This is a genomic window from Streptomyces bambusae (assembly GCF_020532645.1).
Classification (GTDB): Bacteria; Actinomycetota; Actinomycetes; order Streptomycetales; family Streptomycetaceae; genus Streptomyces; species Streptomyces bambusae.
Map to the genome: position 1 here is coordinate 1 of NZ_JAJAUZ010000089.1, position 21,138 is coordinate 21,138.

Annotated in this window: 18 protein-coding genes; 12 read left to right on the plus strand and 6 right to left on the minus strand. The window is 70.3% G+C overall.

Features of this window, described 5'->3' with window-relative positions; all coding sequences use genetic code 11:
• Window positions 1-167 precede the first annotated feature (167 nt).
• On the minus strand, window positions 168-1,415 hold the full coding sequence (locus tag LG634_RS34620) for an NsdA family TPR-like regulatory protein (RefSeq protein WP_226740017.1): 1,248 nt from the start codon (window positions 1,413-1,415) through the stop codon (window positions 168-170).
• A 178-nt stretch (window positions 1,416-1,593) separates the two neighbouring features.
• Here LG634_RS34620 and LG634_RS34625 point away from each other — a divergent pair, with 178 nt between their 5' ends.
• The gene (locus LG634_RS34625; RefSeq protein WP_226740019.1) at window positions 1,594-2,412 is read left to right on the plus strand and encodes a class I SAM-dependent methyltransferase; all 819 of its coding nucleotides are present in this window, start codon (window positions 1,594-1,596) and stop codon (window positions 2,410-2,412) included.
• A gap of 177 nt (window positions 2,413-2,589) precedes the next feature.
• On the opposite strand, the gene LG634_RS34630 is transcribed toward LG634_RS34625, so the two are convergent.
• Window positions 2,590-3,900: a UDP-glucose dehydrogenase family protein gene (locus tag LG634_RS34630; protein WP_226740021.1), complete on the minus strand. Its 1,311-nt coding sequence runs from the start codon at window positions 3,898-3,900 to the stop codon at window positions 2,590-2,592.
• 81 nt (window positions 3,901-3,981) lie between these two features.
• On the opposite strand from LG634_RS34630, the gene LG634_RS34635 reads away from it, so the two are divergent.
• From LG634_RS34635 to LG634_RS38370, 4 genes are all read left to right on the plus strand, one after another.
• Window positions 3,982-5,310, plus strand: coding sequence for a UDP-glucose dehydrogenase family protein (locus LG634_RS34635; protein WP_226740023.1), 1,329 nt, complete (start codon window positions 3,982-3,984; stop codon window positions 5,308-5,310).
• A gap of 278 nt (window positions 5,311-5,588) precedes the next feature.
• Window positions 5,589-6,212 (plus strand): hypothetical protein, encoded by a 624-nt coding sequence (locus tag LG634_RS34640; RefSeq protein ID WP_226740025.1) that lies wholly within the window; start codon window positions 5,589-5,591, stop codon window positions 6,210-6,212.
• A 449-nt stretch (window positions 6,213-6,661) separates the two neighbouring features.
• Window positions 6,662-7,456, plus strand: coding sequence for a hypothetical protein (locus LG634_RS34645; protein WP_226740027.1), 795 nt, complete (start codon window positions 6,662-6,664; stop codon window positions 7,454-7,456).
• 2,190 nt (window positions 7,457-9,646) lie between these two features.
• Complete coding sequence (locus LG634_RS38370; protein ID WP_308072743.1) at window positions 9,647-9,718, plus strand: excalibur calcium-binding domain-containing protein; 72 nt, start codon at window positions 9,647-9,649, stop codon at window positions 9,716-9,718.
• Between the two features lie 289 nt (window positions 9,719-10,007).
• On the opposite strand, the gene LG634_RS34655 is transcribed toward LG634_RS38370, so the two are convergent.
• Together LG634_RS34655 and LG634_RS34660 are read right to left on the minus strand one after the other, a co-directional pair.
• Window positions 10,008-10,727 (minus strand): hypothetical protein, encoded by a 720-nt coding sequence (locus tag LG634_RS34655; RefSeq protein ID WP_226740028.1) that lies wholly within the window; start codon window positions 10,725-10,727, stop codon window positions 10,008-10,010.
• Window positions 10,724-12,445 carry an NACHT domain-containing protein gene (locus LG634_RS34660; protein ID WP_226740030.1) on the minus strand — a complete coding sequence of 574 codons (1,722 nt, stop codon included), beginning with the start codon at window positions 12,443-12,445 and terminating at the stop codon, window positions 10,724-10,726. Before LG634_RS34660 ends, LG634_RS34655 begins: the two co-directional genes overlap by 4 nt.
• Window positions 12,446-12,960: 515 nt before the next feature.
• Between LG634_RS34660 and LG634_RS34665 the strand changes: the two genes are divergently transcribed.
• The 4 genes from LG634_RS34665 (at window position 12,961) to LG634_RS34680 (ending at window position 16,585) form a co-directional block, all read left to right on the plus strand.
• Window positions 12,961-14,457, plus strand: coding sequence for a WD40 repeat domain-containing protein (locus tag LG634_RS34665; protein ID WP_226740032.1), 1,497 nt, complete (start codon window positions 12,961-12,963; stop codon window positions 14,455-14,457).
• 294 nt (window positions 14,458-14,751) lie between these two features.
• Window positions 14,752-15,549: a hypothetical protein gene (locus LG634_RS34670; protein ID WP_226740034.1), complete on the plus strand. Its 798-nt coding sequence runs from the start codon at window positions 14,752-14,754 to the stop codon at window positions 15,547-15,549.
• A gap of 338 nt (window positions 15,550-15,887) precedes the next feature.
• Window positions 15,888-16,025: a hypothetical protein gene (locus LG634_RS34675; RefSeq protein ID WP_226740036.1), complete on the plus strand. Its 138-nt coding sequence runs from the start codon at window positions 15,888-15,890 to the stop codon at window positions 16,023-16,025.
• Window positions 16,026-16,306: 281 nt separating this feature from the next.
• Window positions 16,307-16,585, plus strand: a complete 279-nt coding sequence (locus tag LG634_RS34680) for a hypothetical protein (RefSeq protein WP_226740038.1) — start codon at window positions 16,307-16,309, stop codon at window positions 16,583-16,585.
• A 759-nt stretch (window positions 16,586-17,344) separates the two neighbouring features.
• On the opposite strand, the gene LG634_RS38100 is transcribed toward LG634_RS34680, so the two are convergent.
• Together LG634_RS38100 and LG634_RS34685 are read right to left on the minus strand one after the other, a co-directional pair.
• Window positions 17,345-17,467, minus strand: a complete 123-nt coding sequence (locus tag LG634_RS38100) for a hypothetical protein (RefSeq protein ID WP_264203986.1) — start codon at window positions 17,465-17,467, stop codon at window positions 17,345-17,347.
• Complete coding sequence (locus tag LG634_RS34685) at window positions 17,464-18,474, minus strand: hypothetical protein (protein WP_226740039.1); 1,011 nt, start codon at window positions 18,472-18,474, stop codon at window positions 17,464-17,466. Before LG634_RS34685 ends, LG634_RS38100 begins: the two co-directional genes overlap by 4 nt.
• A gap of 220 nt (window positions 18,475-18,694) precedes the next feature.
• Here LG634_RS34685 and LG634_RS34690 point away from each other — a divergent pair, with 220 nt between their 5' ends.
• The 3 genes from LG634_RS34690 (at window position 18,695) to LG634_RS34700 (ending at window position 21,063) form a co-directional block, all read left to right on the plus strand.
• Window positions 18,695-19,717, plus strand: coding sequence for a hypothetical protein (locus LG634_RS34690; protein WP_226740041.1), 1,023 nt, complete (start codon window positions 18,695-18,697; stop codon window positions 19,715-19,717).
• Window positions 19,714-20,298 carry a hypothetical protein gene (locus tag LG634_RS34695; RefSeq protein WP_226740043.1) on the plus strand — a complete coding sequence of 195 codons (585 nt, stop codon included), beginning with the start codon at window positions 19,714-19,716 and terminating at the stop codon, window positions 20,296-20,298. Before LG634_RS34690 ends, LG634_RS34695 begins: the two co-directional genes overlap by 4 nt.
• A 93-nt stretch (window positions 20,299-20,391) precedes the next feature.
• On the plus strand, window positions 20,392-21,063 hold the full coding sequence (locus LG634_RS34700) for a site-specific integrase (RefSeq protein ID WP_226740045.1): 672 nt from the start codon (window positions 20,392-20,394) through the stop codon (window positions 21,061-21,063).
• Window positions 21,064-21,138 lie beyond the last annotated feature (75 nt).

Here is a 21,138-nt window from a genome sequence, read left to right on the forward strand (position 1 = left end):
CCGGCCGGAATCAGGGCCCTGACCAGGAACGATGCGGTGGAGGGTGAAATTTCGGACCCCCCTTTGTTCCCCCGGATGTCCACCCCGATGTCCACCCTGATGATCACCCCGATGTGTCCCCTGCTCGTTCCCGGCCGGGTGGCGGCGGCCGGGGCCATGGAGGGGGTTCAGCCGAGGGCGTCCTGGAGGACGCGGCGTGGCCGGTCGGGCAGGGCGTGGAGGAGTTTTTCGGTGCGGGTGCGGATGAGGCCGTGACGGTATTGGGGTGGGAGGTTGGTGAGGGTGGTGGCGGCGAGTTCGGCGGCGGTGGTGTGGTCGCCGGTCTGGGAGAGGCAGGTGGCGCGGTCGACGGCCAGGAGGGCGCGGGTCATGACGGAGGGGGAGGTGGTGAGGGTGAGGGCGTCGTCTTGGGCTTGGTGGGCTTCGCGGGTGTGGCCAAGGAGGGTGTAGGCCTGGGAGAGGTGGACATGGTGTTTCTGGGCGGGGTAGCCGAACCAGGTGTCGGCGGTGTCGGGTCCGTCGAGGTAGGCGATGAGGTTGCGGGTGTCGGCGATGGCGGCTGTGGCGCCGCGGCGGTCTCCGAGGGCGGCGAGTGAGCGGGCGGTGACGGCGGCGGCGAGCGCGCCGGCGGCGCACGGTGCGCGGCCGGCGGCGCGGCGGGCTTGTGCGGCGAGGCGGGCTGCGGTGGCGGGGGCGCCGTAGTTGAGGGGGACCATGGCGTGGCGGGCCAGGACCCAGGCGGCCATCTTGCGGTCGCCGCATTCGCGGGCGGCGCGTTCGGCGGTGGCGAACCACTGGTAGGAGTCGAGCTGGTCTCCACGGTCGTGCTGGACGATGGCGACCAGGCCGGCGAGGCCGGCGGTGGTGCGGGCGAGTTCGGTGCGCGTGGCTGCGGGGTGGGGCCGGTTCAGGGCGTGCTGAAGGGCGATGAGGTCGCCGCTGACGTCGTGGAGGAAGGCGTCGGGGGTGCGGCCTTTGTAGCCGTCGCGGTGGCGTTCCAGAGCGGTGATCAGGTATTCGACGTCGGCGTTGCCGTGGCCGGTGAGCGCGCCGTCAATGCCTTCGCGGGCGTGGGCGATACCGGGGATGAGGCTGCCGGTCACGGCGGCGGTTGCCGCGCCGAGCAGGTTGCGTCGTTTCACGTCGTCTTCCTCCTGGCCGTTGAGTTTGCGGTGTCGGCTCGATGCGGCCACGGCTTTGCGGACGTCCGCGAGGGTGACGCCGTACACGTCCGAGATGGCCTGGTGGTAGCGGGAGACGGGTAATCGCTTCTCGGTCTCCCACCGCTTCAGGTTGTCCGGGCAGAAGGGCTCTGCCAGGCGTGCGGACATCAGGTCGGCTTGCTGCTCGCGGGAGAGCTTGTTGCGTTCGCGGATCGTGCGGAGCATCAGGCCGATTCCCTCTGGAGCCACCATCGCACTGTCTCCTCTGCGACTGCCTGTGTCGATTCCAGTCTGGCCCCCCAACGCGGCCCCCCGCAGCAGGAATTGGCCCCCCGGCTGGCTCCCCCGGCCGGGGTGGTGCCGGGGCCAGGATGTGTTGCACGCCGACCGGCAGTACGGCTGCCGGCGCAGACAGCAGGAGGTTGGTCCCTTGAGCGGCATCACGTTGTACGAGGACCCCGGCTCCATTTTCTCCGGTACGGCCCCCGACTATGTGCGCTTCCGCCGCACGCATCCGGTGGAGGTCGCCGAGTATGTGGCCGACCTGGCGCAGCGGCACACCGCGGCGCCCCGGATGGTGGACCTGGGGTGCGGGCCGGGAACGCTGACTTTGGAGCTGGCCGCGCGCGGCGTCGACATGGTCGCGCTGGATCCGAGCCACGAGATGATCGCCGCGGGCCGCCAGTGGGCCGCGCAGCGGGCAGTGACCGGAGTGGACTGGCGGGTGGCGCCGGGCGAGAGCGTCGGCGGGCAGCCGGGTGTGCAGGGTGTGAGCGGGGCGGTGATCGCGGACGCGCTCCACTTCATGAACCGGCCGCACGTGCTGGAGCAGCTGGACGCGGTGGTGGCGGAGCGCGGGTTCGTGGCGCTGGTGTGCTCGTATGCGGCGGGCAGCGAGCGGCCGTGGTGGCACGAGGTGGTCAACCGTGTGCGGGCCCGGTACGTGGGGGTGGAGCCGGCGGCCGGGCCCGGCGGCGGGTACGTGAAGCCGGACGGGCACCACGACGTGGTCCTGCGCCAGTCGGCGTTCTCGCGCCTTTCGACGCTGCACTTCGAGCACACCGCGGCGTACACGACCGAGGAGCTGGTGGCGGCGCAGCGCACGTACGCGTTCTCCTCCGCTCCGGTCCTCGGCAGCCGGCAGGAAGCATTCGAGAAGGAACTGGCCGGGGCGTTGGAGGCGGTCAACGGGAGCGGGTCGCACACCGCGCTGCTGCAGGGCGTCGTCATCGTCGGACGCCGCCCCTGAACCTGCCCTGGCCGGATGGATCGGCGGGTGCAGGTTGCCGACTGGCCGGCCGCGGGGTGCGGGCTTGGGGCCGCTGCTCCGGCTGCCGGCTCCTGTGGGAGCCGGCAGCCGGGGGCAGTGCTGTCGGGTGTGGGTGTCGGTCTGTCGCAGGGTCGGCGCCAGGACCCGGCCGGGGGGTCAGCCTTGGCCGAGGCGGTGGACGGACCAGCCGGCGCCGCGCCAGGACGGGACGTCGACGGCCGAGCGGGCGTCGATGAGGACCTGCCGGGCCACCAGCTGGCCGATCTCGACGGGGTCGGCGCCGGTGAACTGCTTCCACTCGGTGGCCAGGATCAGCAGATCCGCGCCGGTGGCTGCGGCGGCCGCGTCGGGCCCGTAGGACAGCTCCGGGTGCGCGCGGCGGGCGTTGGCCGCGGCGACCGGGTCGAAGACGGTCACCGCGGCGCCGGCCTGGTGGAGGCGGACGGCGACGTCCAGGGCCGGGCTGTCGCGGATGTCGTCGGTGCCGGGCTTGAACGACGCCCCCCACACCGTGATGTTCCGGCCCTCCACGCTGCCGCCCAGGAGCCGGGCGGCCAAGTCGACGACGCGGGTGCGGCGGCGCTGGTTGACCTCGTCGATGCCCTGCAGGAACGAGAAGGAGTCCCCGATGCCGAGCTCGTCCGCGCGGGCGGTGAACGCCCGGATGTCCTTCGGAAGACAGCCGCCCCCATACCCCAGGCCGGGGGTGAGCATCGGCCGGCCGATCCTGCGGTCCAGCCCGATCGCGTCCGCGACCGTCGCCGCGTCCGCGCCCACTTCCTCACACAGGTCGGCAACCGCGTTCATGAAGGAGATCTTCGTGGCCAAGAACGCGTTCGCCGACCCCTTCACCAGCTCGATCGTCGCCGGGTCGGAGACGATCAGCGGCACCCCGGCGTCGGTGATCGGGGCGAACGCCGCCCGGATCGTCTTCTCCGCCTCCGGAGTGAACACACCCGCGACAATCCGGTCCGGGCGCAGGGTGTCCTCGACCGCGAAGCCCTCCCGCAGGAACTCCGGCGACCACGCCACGTCCACCGCTGTGCCGGCCGGGGCGATGGCCTGCATCCGACGGCGTACTTCGGCGGTGGTGCCCACCGAGACGGTCGACTTCCCGACCACCAGACACGGCCCGTCCAGGTGGGCGGCCAGGGCTTCGGCGGCGCCGTAGACCTGGGACAGGTCGTAGGTGCGGCCGTCCGCGCTGCTGGGCGTGCCCACACCGATGAAGTGGACGTCCGCGTGGCGGGCGGCGGCCGCGATGTCGGTGGTGAACCGCAGGCGTCCGCCGACGTGCCGCGACAGCAGGTCGTCCAGCCCGGCCTCGCGGAACCAGGCCCGTCCGCTGTTGAGGACCTCGACCTTCTCCGGGTCGATGTCCACGCCGATCACGTCGTGGCCGATCTCGGCCATGGCCGCCGCGTGCGTGGCGCCGAGGTGACCGCATCCGATGACGCTCATTCTCATGTGCCGCTCCCGTCAGTGGAGTTCAACCCGGCTACCCAACCACAAACCACGTTCCAGACCACAAACCAGGAGGTAACAGGCATGAAGCTCTCTGTTGTCGGCTGCGGCCGGCTAGGCGCCCCCTACGCTGCTTCGCTGGCCCAGATCGGGCACGAGGTGATGGGCGTCGACACCGACCCTGCCCAGCTTGCCGCGCTCAAAGACGGGCGGGCGCCGTTCGACGAGCCCGGCTTGGACGACCTGATCGCCGGCCTGTCCCGAGACGGGCTGCTGCGGTTCTCCCACGCCGGCTACGACGCCCTGGACCACGCCGACATCGTGTTCGTGTGCGTGCCCACCCCGCAGCAGACCGACAGCGAGGAAGCCGACCTGACCGCGCTGACGGCTGCCGTCCTCGACCTCGCCGGACAGGCCACCCGCGACACCCTCATCATCGCCAAGTCCTCCGTGCCCGTCGGCACCTGCGCCGCCCTCGACCGGGAGATCCAAGAGCGCGTGCAGCCCGGGGTGCGGGTGACGCTCGGGTTCTCCCCCGACTTCCTGCGCGAGTCGACCTCCGTCGCCGACGCCGCCAAACCCACCAGGATCATCCTCGGCGTACCGGACAAGGACGACCGCGTCGAGCGCACCCTGCGCGCGGTATGGCAGCCCTGGCTCGACATGGGCGTCCCGCTCGTCGTCACGAACCGGGCCACCGCCGAACTCGCCAAGTCGGCCGCGAACGCCTTCCTCGCCACCAAGATCTCCTACATCAACGCCATGGCCGCGCTCTGCGAGAAGACCGGCGCCGACATCACCACCCTGGCCACCTCCCTCGCCCACGACCCGCGAATCGGGCCCGCCATGCTCGCCCCCGGCGCCGGATTCGGCGGCTCCTGCATCCCCAAGGACATCCGCGCCCTCTACGCCAAAGCCGCCCAGCTCGGCGTCCCCGAAGGACGCCTGTTCCGGCAGGTCGACGCCATCAACTGCCGCCGCCGCAGGCGCACCGTCGAACTCACCCGCCAGCAGGCCGGCGGCACCCTCACCGGCAGCCGCATCACCGTGTGGGGCGCGGCGTTCAAGCCCGGCACCGACGACCTGCGCGACTCCCCCGCCCTCGCCATCGCCCTCGACCTCGTAGCGGAAGGCGCCCACGTCGTCGTCCACGACCCCATGGCCCTGCCCCACATCACCGCCCACCACCCCCAGCTCACCACCGCCGAAGACCCGCTGCGCGCCGCCGCCGGAGCCCAGATCCTGCTCCACCTCACCGAATGGCCGCAGTACCGCAGCATCAACCCGGCCGACGTCGCCGCCGTCATGGACACCCCCCGCATCATCGACGCCCGCACCGTCCTCGACCGCACCGCGTGGGAAGCAGCCGGCTTCCACCACCTCGCCCTCGGAACCCAGACCACCACCAACTGAAAACCCACCCACCAACCCCCTGTGGCCCGGAAGGCACCCCCCTTCCGGGCCACGCCCACAGGCAGCCACCGGGGGCATCCCAAGACGAGCCGGTGACTTCCGAAAGTCACCGATCAGCCGGAAGGAAATCACCGGTGACTCACCAGCACACCGGTGCCCTCGGGTCTGTGGCACGATCGCCACCGGTGAGTACCCCAAGGAAGTCACCAGTGCGTTCCGGCAGACGGGTCTGGTGCAGGTTCGGGTGGCCCGTGAGGTCCACGAAAAGCACCGGTGACTTGCGCGAAGTCACCGGTGACTTTCCGGCCGGACAGGCCGCTGACCTGCACTGGGGAGTTTTACTGCTTGGCCTGTGGGTCAAGGGATTCGCAGCGCTGCTGACCCGACCCACGGAAGTGCCGGCCGGGACCACCGTGAGGACGGCCGATACCGGCACGGGCCTGTGTCAGCGCAGCGTGCCGTACGCGAGACTCGGCGGCATGGCCTTCGACACCCTGCGTACGCTTCTCGCGCGCGATGACAGCGCCTGCACACCGGCAGCCCTCAACGCGCTGCTATCGGGCGCAGAGTGGGAGCTCCCTTATCAGACCGCGTCCGCCCGCCTTCTCCGCGACAACTGGTCCTTCCGCCAGGAAACGCTGCGGGAGATGGGCCGACCCCCGCGCCCCGGGCTGGCCGAGGCCGTGGAAAGACTCGATGCAGCAGGTGACGTCCAGGTGTACATGGCACTCATCACCGATCCACCACGCCGGTACCACGTCTACCTGTCGGAAGACCTCACCTCCTGCGTCGGGGTGTGGGAGGGCCGCATCAACCGCGGCACCAACCAGCCCACCTCACCGGACACCGCCACTGGTGACTCACCAACAGAGCCGGTGAGCGGCCCCGCACAGCACCGGTGAGTTCCCGAAGGAAGTCACCGGTGACATGTCAGCCGACCGGTGACTTTCCAGCACGGCAGGGCGCTGACCTGCACTGGGGAGTTCCGCGCTCGCCGAGCGTCTCAAAGGCTTCTCCTCCACCACGACCCGCGCACGGCACTGGCCGGCGCCACCGGGCTCTGGCCGCCACCGGTGACTGGCCAACAGGCCGGTGAGGGTCTCGCAACTCACCGGTGAGTTCTCGAAAAACTCACCGGTGACGTGCCCGTCGACCGGTGACTTTCCGGCCCGACAGACCGCTGACCTGCACTGGGGAGTTTTCGCACTCGGCTGGTGAGTCACCGGTGAGTCACCAGCGGGGTTGTTCTCTTTCTGTGACCGCGCAGGGGTGGTCGTGGTGAGGAGTTCGGTGAGGGGGCGCCGTTTCGTGGGGTACAAGCACGCACCCCACGACGAAAGGGCGCCCTGTCATGGCACCTGGTTCCTCCCTCTCCCGCCGCCGCTGGCGGCCCCAGGCCAAGCTGGTCGGACTGCGTAAGTCCCGGCCCGAGACCGTTCCGGTGCGGCGGCCGGTCCCGCCCGGGATGCGGTTCCTGCGTGTGCGGGCCTGGGCCGCACTCGCCGCCGGCCCCCTCGCCCTGGCGGTCGCCATCGCCGCACCCCGCACCACCGTCGTCCAGGCAGCCCCGTCCGCCCGGGCGGAAACAGTTGCCAGGCCGGCTGCCGATCCGGCCGGGGTGGCCGAGGTGTTCGTCGACCTGTGGCTGCGGGCCGACGCCCGCACACCCGACAACCCCGCATCCACCGCGGTACGGGCGCTCGCGGCCGACGCTGAACTCCCCGAGCGACCCCGCACGCAGAAGACGTCCTCGGCCGCGCCGGGCGAAGCGCGGGTCATGGCGCCCGGACGTCGATCACCTCGGGCGGGCGGACCGTGGTCGTTGCCGCAATCACCGAACAGCCCGGTGCTCAGAGCGAGCCCGGCGGGCTGGTGGTGCGGTACTTCGCGATTACCGGCAGCGGCGCCGACGGCGACCCGGTACGGATTGGCGGAGCGCCCGGTGAGGTCGCCGCCCCGAGACTGCCCGGAGCCGGAGGAGGCGTTCAGGCATTCGGCGCCGTCCGACGGGGTGCTGGCGCAGTCGCTGGGCGAGTTCCTGTTCGCCTACCTCGCCGGCAGCCAGAGCACCGGAGTCGAGCGCTACCTCTCCCCAGGCGTCCACATCCGGGTCTGCCGCACGAAGCGACGACCACTCCATGGTTGAGCGCGCACCCGGGGGCCTGGACCTGCGCTACAAAACCAGCTGCCGCCCTACGGGCGGGCCCTCAACGTGTGCACATGACGGGCGGGACGCGGGACGATCCCGCGCCGCCCATGGACGAGATCACTACGCGGCAAGAGAAGAGGGGACAAGGGCGGGGCATACATCGCGCTGGACTTCGCGGCGATGCTGTGCGGCGGTTCAGCCCCGCGTGGGCGGGGCGCACCCCTTCACGACCTGCGACGATCCGGGCGCTTTGCGGACGCGCCGGCCCCGAATGCAGAAGTCAAGTCCCGGTCTATATTGCAGTGCGTCCGCGCCGGCCCAGGCCTCTCGATGTCCAGATCACCGCGCACCTCACGCAGACAGGGATCTCGTTCATCCTGACTTCACGGCCAGCAGATGGGCGGCAGTGCCGGTTCTGGTCCGCACGGCGGAATTGCCGTCCGGAGACAAACGCGCCGGACGGGCTCGCTCCGCGCCGACTGGCCATGAGCACGGACAATCCATCCGGGTGCAGCCGCTCCGCGACCCGGCGGACGGACTTCGTTGAGGCCGCTTGCCGCCCCCAGACGCCCTGGTCGGGAAACCCGACCGGTCCAGAGTTTCCTGCGGCACCCGGCACAACCAGTTCCCGAGCGCCGTGTATGAACGCGCCCCAACGAGCACAACGATGCAACTACAGCTGCCGCGATTTCCCCTCGAAGTGCCCCAATGACCATTGCGAAGATCCTCCCCATCACGCAGGGTCAGGAATGCAACCCGTTCAATATAAACAATCGGAAATCATGAGCCATGTCGAACCTTTTCATTAAAATGGGCCTACCCTTGTCTATCGCCGGAGCCATCAGCCTTTCACCGTCAATCGCCTACGCGGCAGCCCCTCAATCCACCGTCACCGTGAAGTTGAGCAATAACGGCGACAATAATCTCACGTACCAAGAGAGCGAAAACGCCGGTGGACTACCTTTCGATCCGCCGACTGAGATTGGGGCAGGAGGAGAGGGTTCGTGGTCCTTTTACGCCTCCTACGATAGTATGCACAGCGTGACATACAAGGTGGAGGGATTGGACGCGACGGTCAAGGTTGAAACGCACCGAAAGCCTGACCATCATCCGGACGAGCCGCCTTACACATCATGCCGTACCGAAGGTAATATTCAATGCACTGTGATGAACAACCAGACGTCAACCCCTACGGTCACGGTTAGCTAGCCAGGACTCTGGAAAATGGACCTGCCTCCCAGGCCCCCATTACCTTCTGGTGGCCACGCAATGGCGCGACCGGCATCCGAAGTCGGCATGGCCTTCTCCGCTGTCGAACACAAGACGGTGCCATTGCCTTTGGGGCGGCGTGGGCGTAGGGCCGTTCGTGTTGGTGTCGTGTCTGGGGCAGCTGGGGTTAGGGACCTTGACCCGGTCGTGCCCGCCTGTTGGTGGACCGGGTAGTAGCTGAGAAACATCTACGTCTGTTGTCGGGGCGGTTCACCGCGCGCTTCGTCCTCGCGTTATGGCTGTTCCCACGGGTGGACTACCTGGAGGTCCTTCGGCTGCTCAAAGTAGAAGACGGGTCGGCGGGAGTGGTCCGGGGTGAGCAAGTCGTCAGTGGCCAGGGCCAGACAGGGGGATGGCAGGTGATGCACGATCTGCACTGGGCTGCCGCCCGGCCCGGGGGGCAAGGCGAGGAGCTCTTCCGGGGGCTGCGCGTACTGGCATCGGACGGAGTGCTGCTGGGCATCCCGGACTCAGCCGGAATCGGGAGGGGCTTTGGCGAGTCGGGTTCGCGGCGCAATCCGAGTGGCCATCCCATCACGCTGGTGGTCGCGGAGTGCTCATCCCCGCACGGCGCTGGACGCGGTGATCGGAGCTCTGAGCGGATCATTTCCGACGACCTCGACAGACGTACCGGCGCTGTTGGCCGGTCCGCGGGCTGTAGAACCTGACCCACTGGCACCGGCTCCGTGACCAGGGTGCCCACCTACCGTCGCCGACCGAGCAGCGCAAGGCGCGCCGGGTCCAGGACGTCCTTCCCGACGTAAGCTTCCTGGCCCGCATAAAGGCGCACGAGCCATCGCACGGGTGACGACAACTCGGACGGCTCCTTCGGCGCCGGCACCGGCACTCCGCGGGCGCCGGCGGAAGCACCTACTTCAGGAACTGCACCGCCGCCAAGGCGGCCGGTGTGCGGTTCCCATGCGCCGGGGCGCGCCCGGCTACCGGCGGGCCCTGGACCGCGACGGCGACGGCATCGCCTGCGACTGCTGACCTCGGACAAGGCCCAGGAATACCCCAACGCCGACCCGCGGTAAAAGCACAGGCCACCGCCGGGAGGCCTCTGCCCGCAGGGGAGGTTCGTCGGCCCGGTGGTGTTGCCGGGTAGGCAGGGGTGGGATGCCAGTCGTGGGAACGAGAGTGGGGCGTGGCGTTCAATCCGGCCGAGCCAGCGGTCGGACTCGCACCGATGTCCTACGCGAGCTCGCCGCACGGCACGCCCTCCGGCACCGCCGCCGCCGTGCAGTCCACGGCGGCTCCTCCGCTCCGTCGTCGGCGGGGTTCACGGTGCGGCGGGCGGTTGGGGTCTGGTAGCGAGGTGGTGCTGAAGCTCGGCATGGCGGAACTGCCAGGAGTCCCCGGCCACCCTAAGGATCCCCAGCCGCTCGCACCGGTGCAGGAACCTGCCCAACCGCCATGGCAACCGCCCCCGCACACATGCCAGGAACGCCCAGTACCGCCACGCCACTCCGCCGACGAAAGGCCCGGCCAAGAGACCAGGGGCAAGGGAGCCTGTTGCGAGGGCAACGAGTGCAGAAGCGAACCCGGGCCTGTTCAGGAATCCCAGGGCGGCCGTGCACACGAAGGCCAGTACGAGCACGAGCCCGAGGACGAGCGAGGCCGCAAGGTCGAGGCGGACCCGGTCCAGAGGGCCGACGGCACGGGCGTCGCCGCCGTCACGGATGACTGCAAGGACGAGTCCCGTGGCGAGTCCGACCCCTGAACTGACCCCGACGAGAAGTCCGGGTCCGATGAGTAGTCCGAAAGCGGACAGCGTCCAAGACCCGAGGGCAATCGCAAGTCCGATCATGCCCGCAATCATGATGATGCCGTTGAACAGGCCCTGGGCTGTGCGGAGGCCGCCCGGATTCAGGATGAACGGCCGAGGCCAGCCCTTTGCAGCGCCGGCCACGGCCAGCGCCGCAACAGCAGCGAGCATCGCCCCCACCAACGCGATCCTCAGGGCGCCGGCCGGAACATCGGAGCCGATCCAGATCATCACCAGCCAAGGGAGACCGGAGACGATCGCGGCAGCAGCACCCCCGGCCGCGTGGCACCGCAGGACGCGTCGTTCGCCGGCGAGAGGCCACAGCCGGTGGAGGGCGATGTCGCTGGCGGACAGGACCTGGCCGGCCACGGTACGGGCTGGGCGCTGCGGAGTGGTGGCGTTGGCGTCGAGGTGGGCGGCCAGTACGGCCAGGTACCGCCACGTTGCCTCCGGGTCCTGGCAACGCGCGTGCCGGGCCGTGTCCGGCGCGGCCTGCCCGGGGCGGGGGCGTGCGCATGGACGGCCGCGGTGACGAACCCGTCCAGCAGATGCGCCTGGAGGGTGCAACCGGCGGCGTAAGTCAGGAGGCGGGCCGGGTCGCGGAGGGTGCCGGTCGCGGGGTCGGTGTCCTGGTAGACCAGCGCAGCCAGGGTCAGCCGCCAGGGGTTGGTCAGCGCAGTGCGCAGCCCAGCCGTCCCCGCATCCTGCAGCGCCCCGGGGACAGCGGCGCGAGTGAGGGCCTCCAGGACCGGGTGCCAGCGGGCGTAGTGGCGGGGATTGTAGGCGACCCGGTCTTCCAGATAGGCGGCAGCCTGCGCCCCGGTGACCGGGAGCAGTGTGAGGACGGCGGTGCGCCGAACCTCCTTGCCGACATCAGCGAGAGCCGCGTAGTGGCGAGTGCGGCACGTCAGCACCACTGGACCGGGCGCGTACGCGGTAACCATGTTCAGAAGTGCCGCAGCACGCGACTCCGCCACCACGACCGCGCCGTAGAGGCCAGGAGAGGGGTCGCGGTCCATCTCATCCACACCGTCGATCACCGGGAGCACCAACCGCGCCTCGACCACGGCCGCAGCTTCGCGCGGCCTCAGCCGCCACACACCGACCAGTTGCTCCTGAAGCCACTCCTCCAAGGAGGCGCCTGACCATGACGCCGCCGACAGCCGCACCGGCACCGGACCCGGGCGATCCCGATGTCCTTGGGCGAGGTCCGCGCACAAGGTCACCGCAGCAACCGTCTTGCCCGCACCGGCGTCCGCATCCCACTCACGACCGACGCCGGAACCGATGATGACCAACCGGCCAGGGTCAACCTGCCGGTAAAAGCCGGCAATCCCTGCCACCCCCCACCCGCCCGGCGGCACCGCCGGCAGGTCGACCGCGCCGACCGCCTCGACGTCGAAACCGACATCGATGGCACCCTCCAGATCACCACCGAGCAGCGCCCGCAGCGCCCGCTGCTCCACGACCGCGACCTTCCGCGCCAGCCGCACCGCAACCGCGTCCGGGTCCGACTCCGGCCCCTGCGCCCGCCACTGCCGCCAACCCAGCGCCAGACCGCCGACTCCGGCCAGGCCGCCCACCACGCTCGCCACCGGGTCACCCGCGCCGAACCCGCCCCCCACCCCCCGGCCCAGCAACACCAGAAGCACCACCACCCCGACGCCCACCAGCACACCGGCCGACGTCCGCCCGCCACGCCCCCGCATCCCCATGCCTCCCGATCCTGCCGCCCCACCACTGGCCTCGCCGCCGACTTCACCGAACCGCAACCCACCACTGGACGAACCGGCGTAGCGCCACCTGTAGTACCGCATGAACCCGATGAAGCAGCACCATGCCCCGGCCTGGGCGCTGGCACCGACGAGCAGGAGCACCAGGAGCAGGTACTCGCCGAGGACCAGGGGCAGAGGGCTGAGGACCAGGACCGGGAGGGGCGCGGTGCGCGGCACCGGGACGTGCGTCCCGGGCACGGCGCCGGGCAGGTCTGCAGGCGTCTGCGCGGCGGTTCGCCGACCGCTCGGGAACCGGGTGGGAGCAGGCCCGCGAACGGCGGCATTCGGGCCGTCAGCGGTCGTACCTCGTGGCCGCCCCGCTGATCATCGACCCGGCCAGCCGTGGCGCCCGCAGCCGGCTGGCCCTGCCGCGTGCCGGTGGGCGAGGCACAGCGGACCAGACTAAAACGGGGCCGGCGGCCCACACCCCGAGAGGTGTGGTCGGTACCCGCGCAACCCCAACCCGTCATCACCCAAAGGCGAGAACGACCGGCAGAGCAAGATGAGGGGATGGGCATCGGCTGGGCCCAGCGCTACGGCCCGCAGTCCCTGGCGTTCACCGCCGACACCCCGGCCGCACCCTGAGCGGACGGTGTGTCCGGATCACGGGACGCCGGGGCGGGCGGTCCGCCATGATGGCAGCGAGCCGGGGGGGCGTGGTGGAAATCGGTCGGTTAGGCGGACGTGCCTGTGTGGCGGTCCTGCTGGTGTGCGCTCTGGCCGTCGCCGTGCCCGGCTGCTCCGGCGCCCGGGACGACGCGAAGGCGGGGTCACCGTCCGAACGGGTCTCGGGCCCGCTGGAGGCACGGCCGCGGGACGCCGACCGCATGGCCGAGGAGGCCCTGCGCCTGGCCGGCAGCGACCCGCGGGCGGCCACCTCCCTGGCGATCGAGGCGGCCGGACTCGGACACGGCCCCACCGTGGTGCGGGCCCTCGACCGTCTGACGCGGCCCTACCTCGCCCAGTACCTGACGGGGGAACACGGCGACGGAACGTACACCGTGCTCGGCACGGCCGTCGCCGGACGGATCGTGGCAGGCGGCTCCACAGCCGGTGCCGTCACCGTGTGGGACACCTACAGCGGACGCCGCCGGCTGCACGAACGCCTGGGGGCACCCGTGCAGCGGCTGGCCGTGAGCAACGGGATGGTGGCGGCGCGCACGACGGCTGGGGAGGTGGGGGTGTGGGAGCTGACGGGCGGGCTCAGGGTCGTCACCGACACCGTCCCGGCGGACGGCAACTCCGGTCTGGCCGTGATCCCTTCAGGGAGCCGGTCCGTCCTCGCATACGGCAACGGCGCGGGCATCACTCTGAAGGACACCCGTTCCTGGAGCACCACCGGCACCCTCCCGGCGGGCCCGGCGGGCAGTGTGACCGACCTCGCCCCGATCCGGCACCCCCACTCGACGAGGGACATCCTGGCCGGGGTGGGGGACGGCGTCCGACTTCGCCTGTGGTACGTCGGGAGCCGCAAGGAGGGCAGATCCTACGCACTGTCCACGGGGGTTGCAGATGCTGACCGGCGCCCGCACGTGTTCGGGGGACAGTCGTACGCCCACCAGACCCCACTGACCGGGCCCGAGGGTACTCGGCTGCTCCTGCTGAAGACGGTCCGCGAGGCCACCGGGGACGTCGGCCTGGAGCAGGAGATCCTCGACAACATCCCCGTGACCGGACCTCCGCCCGCCGTCGGCGGCGACGGGGCCGGCGACGACGAAACCCTGGACGAAGCGGAGCCCGCCGAGAGCGGGGGCGGCATCGCCATGGCCGCGCTGGTGGGAAACCACTCCGTCGTCGCCGTGCACCGCGACGATCCCACCCGAGCCGTCGTCCGGTCCAGGATCCGCGAACCGGAGCCCGCGATCATCCAGACGCTGTATCCCGTGGCCCCACCGGGGCGGCGCATCACCGCGGTGACGGCCTGGACCGACGACTACTTCGACGACGCGCCCGTAGGTGCCCTGGCACTCGACGACGGACGCGTCGCGATGTGGAACTTCAACTCGTCCGCGCGCGAGCTCAGCCCATCCCGGGAGCGGCTGGACGACGAACTCGCCCGGCTGTGCGGGCAGGCGCCGATCGTGCCGGAGAAGGACGAGTGGTCGCGCTGGGCCGGCTCGAAGGTGCCGTACCGGCCGGTCTGCCGGGAGCTGGAGCAAAGGAACCACCAGGGCGGGGCCCTCGACTAGGGGCCCGACGCCGGGCAGGCTTCCGGCAGCGGACAAGGGCAGGAAAGGGCAGTGCAGGGCAGTGCAGGAAGGACTCGGCACATGAGCACACCGGCAACGGGCGGGTCGAGCGCGCCCCCGAGCGGCGGCGGCACCGCGGGAGGCGCACAGCCCGCGGGAGGCGCACAGCCCGCGACCGGAGCCACACCGGGCCCGGGGGCAACGCCCGTCCCAGGAGGCACGTCGGGCCCGGAGGCGACGCCGGCTGCCGAGGGGCCTCCCGCCCCCACGCCTCCAGCCGGTCCGCCGGGCCGCTTGCGCAGGTCGCTCTCGGCGGTCCGGGCCTGGCAGGGCGGCCGCGTACTCGCCTGGGTGACCGTCGCCAGCCTGGTCGTCGCTGCGGTCAGCCTCGCGCACGACGTCCTCACCGAGGACGAACCCGGCGCCTTCTCCGTCCTCGAACTGTCCGCGGACTCCACGAAGGACGTCCCCGCCACCGAGAAGGCCGAGGCGGGCTCAGCGGCCACCACCCACACGACCATCGAGGCCACCATCCTGTCGGTGGGTCTCAAGAACGACACCACTTCCCTGCGCACCTTCAAGGAAATCGGAGTCCGGAACAAGGGCCAGGTCTCGATCACCGCCTGCGAGGGTGGTTCGGGAGGCGGGACGGTCTTCACCGCGGACTACGCGATCGATATCCCGGACGTCGGGCATACGGCCCGCGTCGCGGTCCCGCACGGCCACAACTTCGAACCCAAGAAGGCCGAAGCCTTCCACCTGACGCTCGGCACCGGCAACGCCACCGGACGCGACGACAAGAAGCAGGTCGGTGACGTGTTCGCCCTGGAGGTGTTCCTCGTGGAGGACAACGGCAGCGTCTTCGAGGTCGGCCCCCTCACCGTGGCCTCGACCCCGGCCACGGCCGCCCTGTACCCCATGGACCTCACCTTGCTGCCGTTGGGACAGTACCCGCGCGAGGAGTGCCTGCGCACGACGGCCGCCGAGATCAAGAAGCTGGAGAGCAAGGGTTACCCCCTGTCCAACCCGGTCAAGAACCTCCGCGCCGGCCTCCTCACGACCGCCGACGCCGTGTCCGCAGCCCGTCAATAGCCGACGTTCGTCCGTCTCCAGGATCGCGCCGCGGCAAAGCTCGCCGAGGTCGACGCGAAGATCGCCGACCTCACCACCATCCGCAGCGCGCTGGCCGCGGCCCTCGAAGCCGGGTGCGACGACCTGACCGTGTGTGCCGGAAGTGCCTGTTGCCCCATCCCCTTCACCGACCTCGCCGAGAAGAACCGTCACGCCGGACCCTGCCCCTGACCCGCACCCCGAAGGTCCTGGGGCTTGGACGCCATGGCCTGCGTGGCGTCCTGATCGGGGCCGGTGTCGTCGGCGCGGGTGCCGGGGCAGGGGCCGGGTGGCTGTCGGCCGTCGCCGTGGTGCTGGCCGTGCCGGCCGTCGGGACCTGGTGGTACGGACAGCACAGCAGCGCCTGCTCCTGCGGACCGAAGGCCGCCGGCGAGGCCGGGTACGGCTGTCAGAAGGCCGACGAGCCGCTGGTCATCGGCGGCCCGGACACAGGGTAGACCCCGGGGCGGACCCGGCCGACTCCCGCTGTCCCGAGAGAGTGAGTGCCCTTGGCATCGTGTCGGCATCGTCGGTTGCCGCGGGGTGCAGTGGGGAGACTCGCGCCCGGGTGGCCCACTTGCTGACCGATGAGCGTGCCCGAGGCCTGGACCGCGAGCCTCCTCCGGCTGCTCTGAAAGCGGGGCACCGTAGTGCGCTCGTGAGGGCTGCTCGGGTGAAAGGGCGGCTCCGTGGGGCCCGTGACCCACCACCCGTCAGCCCCGGCGCCGTTGGAATTTCCATGATGCACAACACTCTCGCCCGCGCCGCGGCGGGCGCAGCCCTGACCGTAGCCCTCTGCCTCGTCTCCGCTCCCGCCGCCCAGGCCGCCCCGGGCGCCGCGCGTCACGGGGCGAACCTCCTGACGGGACCCCTCAGCCTCGACAACCTCCTGTCACTGCGCTTCCTCACCCCGACGGTCCTCGATGCGAAGCGCCAGGTCACCGGCCTCGTCTCCGGGATGGACCCGGCCCAGGCCGCCCACCCCGGCGCATCCGGCCTGGGCGGCCTGATCAAATAGGGACCGTCGTCGCACGAGCGGCCCTCACTCAGGGCGTCGCGTTCGTCCCGGAGATCTGGCTGCTGTTGTTGATGGTGGAGCCGGGGCTGTTGAACTTGTTGAGCGTGGTGTTGTAAGGACACCAGTCCGCTGAGGCCGACGGGGAGGATCAATGTGCCGCCCCCGCTCCCGTCGGTCGTGGGGCAGTCAGGGCCGGGGATGTTGGTCCGGTCCTCCACGCTGTCGCCGCCGGGGACACCGAGGTCAAACACGCTGGCGACGTTCGTGACCGTGCACGGAGCAGTGAATGAAAGGTCCACGGTGACTTCGACCGTGTAGCTCACACCTGGCTCCAACACGTCGCTGTCGCAGGTGACCGTGCTGCGGTATGCGCCCTGTCTTGATCGCCGCGTAGTACGGCGTAGCGCGCCACCGGGGCCGTTGCCGCGGTGTCGTAGGGTTCCGGCGCTTCGAGGGTCTTCACCCTGCGGAGGAAGCTGAGAGCCTTGGTCACGGGCTCATTGCAGGCGAAGGGCTCTGCCGTTCCGGGCGGCGTTCCGCCGGCCGCGCCGGCGGTGGGCGGAACGGTCGAGGAAGCCTCAGCGGCGTATGCCGAGCGATCGGTCGTCACGGTCTGTCCTTCGAAGAGTGAGTACAGGGTCCGCACTCTCAGGCCGCCGGAACGCCCCGAAGCGACAAGGCATCTCGCATGCGCCCACGTGATTGACCGTCACTCCGGATAACACGCCGGTCTCCGGAGCGACGTCAGATCGGGTGCGATCACTCGCTCTTCGAAGACCCCCTGCGGAAGGCGCGCCAGAGCGCTCCGCCGGAGAGCAGGGCGAGGGCGGTGGCAAGACCGCCGAGGAACTCGGGCAGCGCGGCGTAGAGGATTTCGGTCATCGGGTCACCGCCGCGGCGGTGCGCTCGATCTGGCGGGCGCCGAGCCGGTGGAGCTTGCGCATCACGCGCCGGCCGGTCGGCTCCGGCAGGCGGGCCTCGTGGGCGGCCTCGGCCCAAGTGCCCGCACCGAGTGCGTAGGCACGAGCGACATGCTGTTCGTCGGACTTGAGCTGGTTGAACACGGCCAGCGCGTCCTTGCGCTCGGGCTCCCAGGGCAAGATCTCGTCCTCGACCCGGTATCCGGTGCTCACGCTGTCGTGGAGATCGTCACCGGAGGGCATGAGGTAGTCGAGCATCCACACTCGCCCGGGTCCGCTTTTGCGCTCCCACAACGGCATGAGCTGCCGGTGGACCGCGCGTGCCTCCTGCCGGAGCTGGTTGAGTAGCCCTACGTCGTCGGGAGCCGGATCGGAGAGGGAGTCGGCCCATTTTCCGAGCAGGGCCATCGATACCGCTTCCAGCCACTCCTCGTCGAGACGGCTGAGCCCGAGATGCCGGCGGGCAAAAAGGGCTACCTCCTTCTTCCAGCCGTCCGGCGTCGTGCTGCGCAGGATGGACTGTCGCGCGCCCAGCGCCGCTTCCACGACCCCGCGCGCCTCCGCGCGGTCACGCGCGTCCGGGGCGAGCGCGGCAACTCGGCCGATGAACATGAAGAGCCGGCCCAGGAGAGTGACCTCGTAGAAGCCGAGTCGGCCCTGCTGGGGCCTCGCCACGCGGAGAATCAGCTCCACCTGATCGGCGCTGACCAGGGCAGCCGCCGTCGCCTCGACACGACGCAGTTCGGTGACGGGGGATGCGACGGTCGTGGGCCAGTTTCGCTTCTGCTTCGCTCCCCAACGAGCCGGGCGCCGCGGGGCACTCGGCACGTACCGCGGCTCCTCACGGACGGCCTTCGCCCCGAGAATCAGAAAGCAGCGGCTGAACGTGCCGTTGACGGGCGTGGGCAGTCTGGGGTTCATCCGTCGCAAGCGACTGCGGAACGTGGCGGGGGCCTGGCGGTGGCGCATGTACGTGACTCCTCAGCTTCAGGTTCGAGCCTCCATCCCTCGGGCCCGGCTCAGAGGCGAAGTGTCAAACAATCTGAAGATCTATCCTGTGATGACTATCACTCTGGATAAGATGCCATATCCGCACCGACAAACCGGACATGACGATGGGTCACGCTCTGGCGCCCGAGACGAGTGAGTCGAGATTGATCAACCTTCACCCGCTGCGGCCGGTGGGACGATGACCGAGCACAGCGGCACCACCTCGGTCCCGAGTCGCGTCCGAGAACGACGCCAGCGCGCGGACCCGGACATCGAATTCAGACCCGTACGCAACGGGATGGACTACCTCCTGAGCGCAGTCGACCACCTGACGCAGGAGGACCTGCCGGGTGAGCGCTCCCTGAAGTACACGGTTCTCCACCTCCATTCCGCAACGGAGGTCCTGCTCAAGGCCCGGCTCGTGCGGGAGCACTGGAGCCTGGTGTTCAAGGAGCCCGCAGTCGCGACACGCAAGCGGTTCGACACCGGCGACTTCTCCAGCGCGACACTTGAGGCGACGATCGACCGGCTGAAGAACATCGTCGGCATCGACATCGGTGAGACGAACCGGTCGGCCATCACCAAGCTGTCGCAGACGCGCAACGCGTTCACCCACTACGAGCACTCCGATTCCGCCTACGCCGTCGAGTCACAGGCGACAAAAGTGCTGAACTTCCTCCTGGACTTCATCGCCGAGCACCTCTACGACACGGCCGGCAGCCAGTTCGGCGAGGAGTACCACCAGACCATGCACCTCATCCGGGAGCGCCTGGGCCGCATCGACTCACTCGTCGCCAAACGCATGCGCAGCGTGGCGCGCACCCTGCAGGGCCGTGAGGACGTCACGGTCCAGTGCCCGGCCTGCCGCGAGTACGCCGTGGCCATCGAGGAACCGCTGCGCTGCCTCTTCTGCCATGCGGACTGGGCGGGCGCCGAGGTCTTGGCCGTGTTGTACGTGCTCGGCGTCGCAGGAGAGGACAACGCTCAGCTCAAGAGTTGTCCGGCGTGTGACTATCCGTCGCCGTCACAGACGGGCGGCCTCGGCACCACTCTCGTTCTCGGCGTCACGACCGCCGCCTCTCCACACACCGAAATCGGTCTCTGCTTCCGGTGCGCGGCCGTCCTCAAGCAGGCGCCCGACCCGCTCCTCAAGGAGCCGGCCCCCACGCACGAGGCCCTCCCTGCGGCCGACGACGAAGCGCGACAAGAGGAAGGCAGATGACCTCCTCGCTGGTCAGCGAGGTCTACCGCGCAAAGAGCCCCACCGAGAGACGGGACTCGGGCATCCTCGACGCCGAGCCGGTCCACGACCAGGAGCAGCCTGCCGGCACACGGCTGGTCGTCCACGACACGGCCGCCGCGGTGCTCGCCGCGCTGGATCAAGGTGCCGAACAGCACATTGCAGCGTCCCGGCAGAAGAAGACCACCGCGTCGTACGCCGGCGACTGGAAGCTCTGGCAGGAGTTCCACGGCTGGCTCGCCGAGCGCACCGGCACGCTGCTGTCGCTGACCGCCGTCACCAAGGGCACGATGGTGGGCTTCACGGTGTGGCTGGACGAGGTGAAGGAGGCCGCGCCGAACTCGATCGACCGCCGTATCACTGGCGTCACGGTCACCGCCCGGGGCCTGGGCGCCACTGTGCCCAAGGAGGCCACCCTCGCGGCCCGGCAGCTGGTCAAGAAGTACAAGAACGACCCGAAGCGGATGGCTCGCGGCCGGGGCAAGGCCGTACCCATCATCCCGGTGGACCTCCACAAGATGAACACCGCCGACCGCACCAGGGCCCCGAAGCCGGGCGCTTGACGGCGGCGCACGCGCGTTGTCCCCGAGCCGGCCCGGCTCCGGGACCGGTCGCTCAACACGCTCCGGTTCGCCATCGCCGGCCGCAACGAGGAGATGAGCGCCCTCGACGACCCGTGCATCAAGCTCGTCTCCGAGGGCCTGGAGGTGCACGTCCCCGGCGTCAAGGGCCGCCCGCCCCGCGACGTCGCCGTCGCCTACGGCGAACACCCCGACACCTGCCCGGTCCGCTGCTGGCTCGCCTGGCAGCAGACCCTGCTCACCGCCGGTGCCGCACCCGGCGGCCCCGCCTTCCTGCCCGTGGACCAGTGGGGGCACCTGGGCACCGTCCGGCTCGCCCCGGACTCCTGCGGCCGGGCCATGACCCGGGCCGCCGAGCAGGCCGGCCTGGAAGCCCGCATCACCGGCCACTCCGGACGCCGCGGCGTCGTCACCACCGGCCGCAGGAAAGGCAAGCGCGCCGAGAAGCTCCGCGCGCAGGGCGGCTCGTCGGCCAAGTCCGCGGTGTTCTGGTGGGTACGTCGACGACGGCGAGAAGTGGGAGGACGCCCCCACCGAGGGCATCGGGCTGTAGACACCGGCCTGCGGCGGCTGTACAGACAACCGCGCGTGAGGGACTTGCCCGTCAGCGCCACACCCGGGCAGGGCCGGGGCCTCCCGGACTGCGATGATCTCAGGGTCAAGGCCACACCCGGCCGCGTCGGTCGGCCGGGGCCGAACCTCAACAGAGGAGGGTCACCGCACCGTGTGCATCCCGTTCCGCTTTGACCGATGCAGACAGACGCCCTTTGCGCAGGCCATCGCGTGATCACGAAGGCCATGGGCCGGACAGCTGCGATGGAA

What these genes read in the sequence shown, in the direction of transcription:
- LG634_RS34620 (WP_226740017.1), bottom strand. Translation starts at nt 1,415, where the DNA reads ATGGTGGCTCCAGAGGGAATCGGCCTGATGCTCCGCACGATCCGCGAA.
- LG634_RS34630 (WP_226740021.1), bottom strand. Translation starts at nt 3,900, where the DNA reads ATGAGAATGAGCGTCATCGGATGCGGTCACCTCGGCGCCACGCACGCG.
- LG634_RS34635 (WP_226740023.1), top strand. Translation starts at nt 3,982, where the DNA reads ATGAAGCTCTCTGTTGTCGGCTGCGGCCGGCTAGGCGCCCCCTACGCT.
- LG634_RS34645 (WP_226740027.1), top strand. Translation starts at nt 6,662, where the DNA reads ATGGCACCTGGTTCCTCCCTCTCCCGCCGCCGCTGGCGGCCCCAGGCC.
- LG634_RS34680 (WP_226740038.1), top strand. Translation starts at nt 16,307, where the DNA reads ATGATGCACAACACTCTCGCCCGCGCCGCGGCGGGCGCAGCCCTGACC.
- LG634_RS38100 (WP_264203986.1), bottom strand. Translation starts at nt 17,467, where the DNA reads ATGACCGAAATCCTCTACGCCGCGCTGCCCGAGTTCCTCGGCGGTCTT.
- LG634_RS34685 (WP_226740039.1), bottom strand. Translation starts at nt 18,474, where the DNA reads ATGCGCCACCGCCAGGCCCCCGCCACGTTCCGCAGTCGCTTGCGACGG.
- LG634_RS34690 (WP_226740041.1), top strand. Translation starts at nt 18,695, where the DNA reads ATGACCGAGCACAGCGGCACCACCTCGGTCCCGAGTCGCGTCCGAGAA.
- LG634_RS34695 (WP_226740043.1), top strand. Translation starts at nt 19,714, where the DNA reads ATGACCTCCTCGCTGGTCAGCGAGGTCTACCGCGCAAAGAGCCCCACC.
- LG634_RS34700 (WP_226740045.1), top strand. Translation starts at nt 20,392, where the DNA reads ATGAGCGCCCTCGACGACCCGTGCATCAAGCTCGTCTCCGAGGGCCTG.